The 5,256-nt window shown below is 75.7% G+C and carries 2 protein-coding genes and 2 pseudogenes; 1 reads left to right on the top strand and 3 read right to left on the bottom strand.

Annotation, left to right across the window (positions count from 1 at the left end):
* A pseudogene (locus tag RH94_RS32865) lies at positions 1-881 on the bottom strand (hypothetical protein); the annotation flags it as partial.
* Positions 882-1,050: 169 nt separating this feature from the next.
* Here RH94_RS32865 and RH94_RS40990 point away from each other — a divergent pair.
* Complete coding sequence (locus RH94_RS40990; RefSeq protein ID WP_158073114.1) at positions 1,051-1,224, top strand: hypothetical protein; 174 nt, start codon at positions 1,051-1,053, stop codon at positions 1,222-1,224.
* Positions 1,225-1,771: 547 nt separating this feature from the next.
* On the opposite strand, the gene RH94_RS32855 is transcribed toward RH94_RS40990, so the two are convergent.
* Both RH94_RS32855 and RH94_RS45220 read right to left on the bottom strand, forming a co-directional pair.
* Entirely contained in the window at positions 1,772-4,642 is a 2,871-nt protein-coding gene (locus RH94_RS32855; protein ID WP_073951973.1) for a glycoside hydrolase family 35 protein, read from the bottom strand.
* 128 nt (positions 4,643-4,770) lie between these two features.
* A pseudogene (locus RH94_RS45220) lies at positions 4,771-5,256 on the bottom strand (histidinol-phosphate aminotransferase family protein); the annotation flags it as partial.

Here is a 5,256-nt window from a genome sequence, read left to right as displayed (position 1 = left end):
ATACGGCGGGCCAGCGGCAGCAGCGCGTCGCGGATGAACGTCTCCCGCCGGGTCAGCCTGAGTTCCGGGCCGCCGCGCGGCAGCAGCGACGGTTCCCGGCCGTTCACGGTCCGCATCAGCAGGTACAGCGGCCGCAGTTCGTGGTGGGCGAGCCGCACGCGCCAGCGGTCGTGCAGGTACTGGCCGGCGTGCGGAAGGATGAACCCCACCGCGATCAGGATGGCCGACACACAGGCGACGGGCGGCGCCACGTCCGTGCTCAGCCAGTCCAGGTCGTGCCCGGTCCAACGGGCCGCCACGGCGGTGAGTTTGGAAGCGTCGAACAGCAGGTTGAGTCCGTAGCCGACGCCGAGCGACTTCAGCCCGCAGCGCAGCCAGACGTCCAGCCCGTCGGTGCGCACCCAGTTCCACACCACCCGCGAGGTGATGAGCACGGCCACGGCGTGCGCGAGCAGGTAGAGCAGGATCTCCTCGCGCATGAACGGGGTGTTGGCGTAGTACGTGTCCAGGTCCCGCAGCCGCTCCACGGGCACGTCGGCGAGCGCGAACAGCACCCACAGCGCGACGATCACCCCCGAGTAGACCGAGATCACCCAGCGCATGGCGCGCCGGGTCGCGGCCGAACGGTCGGACAGCCCGTTCCGCCAGGCGATGATCAGCAGCAGACAGGACCCGCAGAACGCGGTGAGCAGCGAGTACACCCAGGGTGCCGAGATGTTCGGCACGCCCGTGACCCGGTTGGTCCAGCGGATCGTCGACGGGGCCACGAACACGAACACCGCGCAGGCGAGGAGCAGCAGCCCGCCGACCGCGCGCAGCATCGGGTCCTGCCACAGCCGGATGATCGTGGGCAGCTTGATCAGCAGTGCGGCGGTGAGCACCGCGGCCGGGATCCAGAAGGAGAGGGAGGACCGGCCGGCCAGCACGGCGGGATCCAGGGCGAGCCGGACGGGCCCGGCGGCCGACCCGGCCAAGTCCATCACCACACCCCTTCCGGCCGCCTCCCGCTGGGCGGTCGTCCGAGCCTACGCGGCCGGAGTTGTCCGCGCCATGAGATCCCGCGACCGCTGCGCGACGGGAATCGATCGCCACCCGGACGTCTTCATCCCCCTCCGTTCACGACTGTCCGAAACCCTTCCCGGACCCCTCGACGTCGCCCTGAACGGCCTGGACCCGACCCGCGCCCTCGAGCACAACGCCTGCGACACCCCCGCCGGCCGGTGACACCCCCGCCGGCCGGTGACGCTCTCGTCGGTCCGACGCCCCCGCCGACCCGACGCCCCCGCCGACCCGACGCCCCCGCAGGTCGGCGACGTCCCCGTCGGTCCCGAGGCCGGTGGCGCCTCCGTCGGCCCCGAGGCCCTCGCAGGCCGGTGACACTCTCGTCGGTCCGACGCCCCCGCCGACCCGATGCCCTCGCAGGCCGGCGACGTCCCCGTCGGTCCCGAGGCCGGTGGCGCCTCCGTCGGCCCCGAGGCCCTCGCAGGCCGGTGACACTCTCGTCGGTCCGACGCCCCCGCCGACCCGATGCCCTCGCAGGCCGGCGACGTCCCCGTCGGTCCCGAGGCCGGTGGCGCCTCCGTCGGCCCCGAGGCCCTCGCAGGCCGGCGACACCCCCGTCGGTCCCGAGGCCCGCGACATCCCCGCCGGCGCCCCGGACGGGTCACCCCGCGCCGCGTCGGGGGCACGGCCCTCCAGGACGGTCGGCCGACCGCGGTTCCGGAGCCCCTCCCCTGGAGCGTGATCCGCCTGGCGCAGTCGCCGCGCGGCCTCAGCGGCCGGGGGAGGCCACCGGTGTCACCGGCACTCCTCCGGCCGCGCTGCCCAGCAGCGTCAGCCGCACCCGCCCCGGCCCCGACAGCGTGGTGAGCTCCGAAAGGACCGCGAGGGCCAGGGTGTTGGTGCCCCGGGTGCGCAGGATGCCGTTCGGCAGGACGAAGGTGTGCTGCGGGCCCACGCCGTTGACGTACTGGCCCATGTTCCAGCCGTTGAGGAAGATCTGCGCACGGTAGGCGCGGTGCCGGTCGTCCTCCAGCGTCAGCCCGACCGAGGCGTCCACGTCCGGGTCCACGGCGAGCTCGAAGGTCGTCCGGTACCAGGTCACCCCCTGCCGCCGCACGGCCCGCGGGAAGCTCACCCGCTCCCAGTCGCCGTCCGGGAAGCCGGGCAGGTGCCAGCCCTCCCGCTCCCCGTACAGCCCGCCGTTGTTCAGCGGCCCGCGCACCGGGTCGGGCGCCGCCGCGCCCTGGATCCGCCACCGCACCTTCGGCGCGGCCCCGCCGAAGGCCACCGCCGTCAGTCCGCGCGCCGCCTTGTGCGTGTCCCGCGCCCCGCCGTCCTGGTCGTGCTGCATCCGCCGCACCAGCACCGACAGCACGTGCCGGCCGGAGCCGCGCAGCCAGGGGTCCAGCGGGAAGACCGCCGTGCCCGCCCAACTCCCCTGCCGGACCGTGCTCCTGTCCGGCACGGGCATCCGGTACGTGCCCAGCGGGTGCCCGTCCAGCCAGGCCATGAGCAGCCCCTGCGTGCCCGTGCTGTACGCGAGCGAGACCGACTCGACCCCGGTGGCGTCCGTGAACGTGCCCCGGTACCAGACGTCCCCGTAGTGGAAGCCGTAGTCGTCCGCGAACAGCACCGGTTGCCCCTTCGGCACGGGCGTCGTGCTGAAGGAGGACGTCCGGTCGGCGACCTGCCAGGCCGAGTCGTCGAAACCCGGCCCGGCCTCGGGGTTCTCCGTGCGCATCCGCCAGCCGCCGAGCGCGGGCAGCCTCACCTCGGGCACGCCGGGCAGCGGCGCGTGGGCGCGCACGCTCGCCGAGCCGGTGACCGACGCCGGCACCGCGCGGCCGTTCCACGTCAGAGCGCCGATGCCGCGCGGCCCCCACACCTCCAGCCCGCTCTCCGCGACCGTGTCACCGGTCAGGTGCACGGTGGAGCCGCGCACGGCGGCGGTGCGCAGCAGCGCGGGGCCGTGGACCAGCAGGGAGCCCGACGGGGTGTCGTACGGCCACAGGCGCATCGAGGTCGCCTCGTCGGCGAAGAGCAGCATCAGCGGCCGCTCGTTGCCGTCGCCCTCCACGCGGACACCGATCAGCCCGCCGGCGCCGAGGGGAACGGTCACGCGCAGCAGACCCTGGTCGTAGACGTACGCGGCCTGCTCGCTCAGCCGGGTGACCAGCGGCTCTTCGGCGCACTCCAGCACCACCCGCGCCATCTCGCCCTGCCGCCCGCAGAACACCGCGACGTCCTGCCGCCCGGCGGCCAGGAGCGCCATCGGCTGCGCGGTGGAGTACCGCATCCTGCGCCGCCCCAGCATCAGGTGGGTGACCATCAGCCGGGCGTCCCGGGCCGGCACGGTCACCGGCAGGTCGGTGCCGGCCGCGCGCAGCGTGGAGGAGACCTCCTCGTCGCCGTCGTTGCGCAGCACGTACACGTGGGCGCCGGTGTCCGGGTTCCTCAGGTGGTACGCCCTGAGCCCGGGCACCTTCACGTCGGCCGCCGGGTCCAGCCCGGCGAGGTCGGGCACGCGCTGCAGCATGTGCCCGATCTGGTGCAGCGGCACCAGCTTCTCGGTGGGCCGGCGCCCCTCGTCGAGGGCGGCCCCGTAGTCGTACGACGTGTAGACGACCGGCGCGGGCAGCCAGCCCCAGGAGGTGCCGCCGAAGGCCATGCGGACGTTGTGGACCGTGATGCCGCCGGCGAGGCGGGTCAGGTGGGAGCGCCGCTCGTACGCCGCGTCCCAGGTGCGCCGCACCTCGGCGTACCCCTTGCCCCGGAACAGGGCCCCGCCCCACGCGTCGGGCCGGCCGTCCCCGGACTCCGGCACGAACCCGGGCGTACGCGGACCGGCACCGGCCCCGCCGGTGTCGGAGGAGCCGTGCGTCCAGTGGCCGTTCCCGACCCTGTCGTTGTGGAAGAGGGGCACGTCGATGCCGTCGGCGCGCACCTTCTTGTACAGGTGGCTCAGGTAGGCGCGCCCGGCGGGCTCGTCCGCGTGGGCGTCGTACCCGTTCTCGATCCGGTACAGCAGCACCGTGCCCGTGCCCCGGGTGAACAGGTGCCGGGCGGCGATGGCGTTCACCCGGCCCAGCCACTCGTCGGCGTGCTTCAGGTACGCCGGGTCGAAGGCCCGGGCGCTGCCCTCGGTGGCCGTCAGCCAGCCGGGCAAGCCGCCCCCGTCGACCTCGGCGCCGATGTACGGACCGGGCCGCAGGACGACGTAGAGGCCGGTCTCGGCGGCCGTCCGCAGGAACAGGTCCAGGTCCCGCACGCCGGTGAAGTCGTACTGTCCCGGGGCGGGCGAGTGGTAGTTCCAGGCCACGCAGACGCTGACGGCGTTGTGGCCGTGCGCGCGCAGCTTCTGCAGCACGTCCCGCCACAGGGAGGGGCTGGGCAGCCGGAAGGGGTGCATCTCGCCGGACCACAGCACCAGCCGCCTGCCGTCGACCAGCAGCGAGTGGCGGTCGAAGCCGACGGTGTGCCGCCGCCCGTCGGCGCTCGGCGGCCGCGGCGGCGGGCCCGGGGGCACGGAGCGGGCGGCGTGGGCCGAGGGCGCTTCCGTTCCGGCGCTGCCGCCGCCCAGGGCGAGTCCGAGCGCGGCGGTGCCCGCGAGGGCGCTGAATGAACGTCTGCTGAGCGCCAAAGGTGTGCCTCCCGGGCGGCGATCATACGGGGCGCGGGCGCCGCCATTCTCCCCCAGGGCGGCGGCGTGCTCCGTACGGCCGACGGCCCGGGCCCCGGGCCGTCGGCGGGGGCCCCGCCCCGTCCCGGTTACCCCGTCTGGCCCATCCCCGCCGCGTTCGGCCAGTTCTGCGGGCTGGGCCAGCCCGTGGCCGGGGCCGGGATCAGTCCGGGGTTGTTCGAGGGCGGGGCGGTCATGCCGCGCACCTGGGCGGCCGTGAGGCCGCCGCGGGCGGGGACGCCCGGCGGGGTGGGGCCGCCCGCGGCGGGCACCGGCGCCGGCACGGGCGCGGGTGCCGGAACGGGTTCCGGGGCCGGCATCTGCTGGGCCGTCGGGGCCAGGGGCGGCATCGGCGCCGGCCCCGGGACGGGTGCGGGCGCGAGGGGCTGGGGAGCCGCCGGCTGGACCGGCGCCGGCGTGGGCATTCCGGCGCCGGCCGGCTGCGGGGCGGGCGCGGCCGACGCGGTGGCGGCGAGCGGCATGCCCACGCCGGCGGCCAGGGCGGCGGCAGGGGCGGCCGGTATCTGCAGGCCGGCCCCGTTGGTCTCGCTCACCAGCCGGTCCACCGCCGCCGT

Origin of the sequence: Streptomyces kebangsaanensis (genome assembly GCF_001906585.1) — a bacterium.
GTDB classification, from domain to species: Bacteria; Actinomycetota; Actinomycetes; order Streptomycetales; family Streptomycetaceae; genus Streptomyces; species Streptomyces kebangsaanensis.
The sequence above is the reverse complement of the archived record's forward strand: the minus strand, read 5'-3'. Positions and strand labels throughout refer to the sequence as shown.

Coding starts and splice junctions, on each gene's coding strand:
- RH94_RS40990 (WP_158073114.1), top strand. CDS start 1,051: ATGAGATCCCGCGACCGCTGCGCGACGGGAATCGATCGCCACCCGGAC.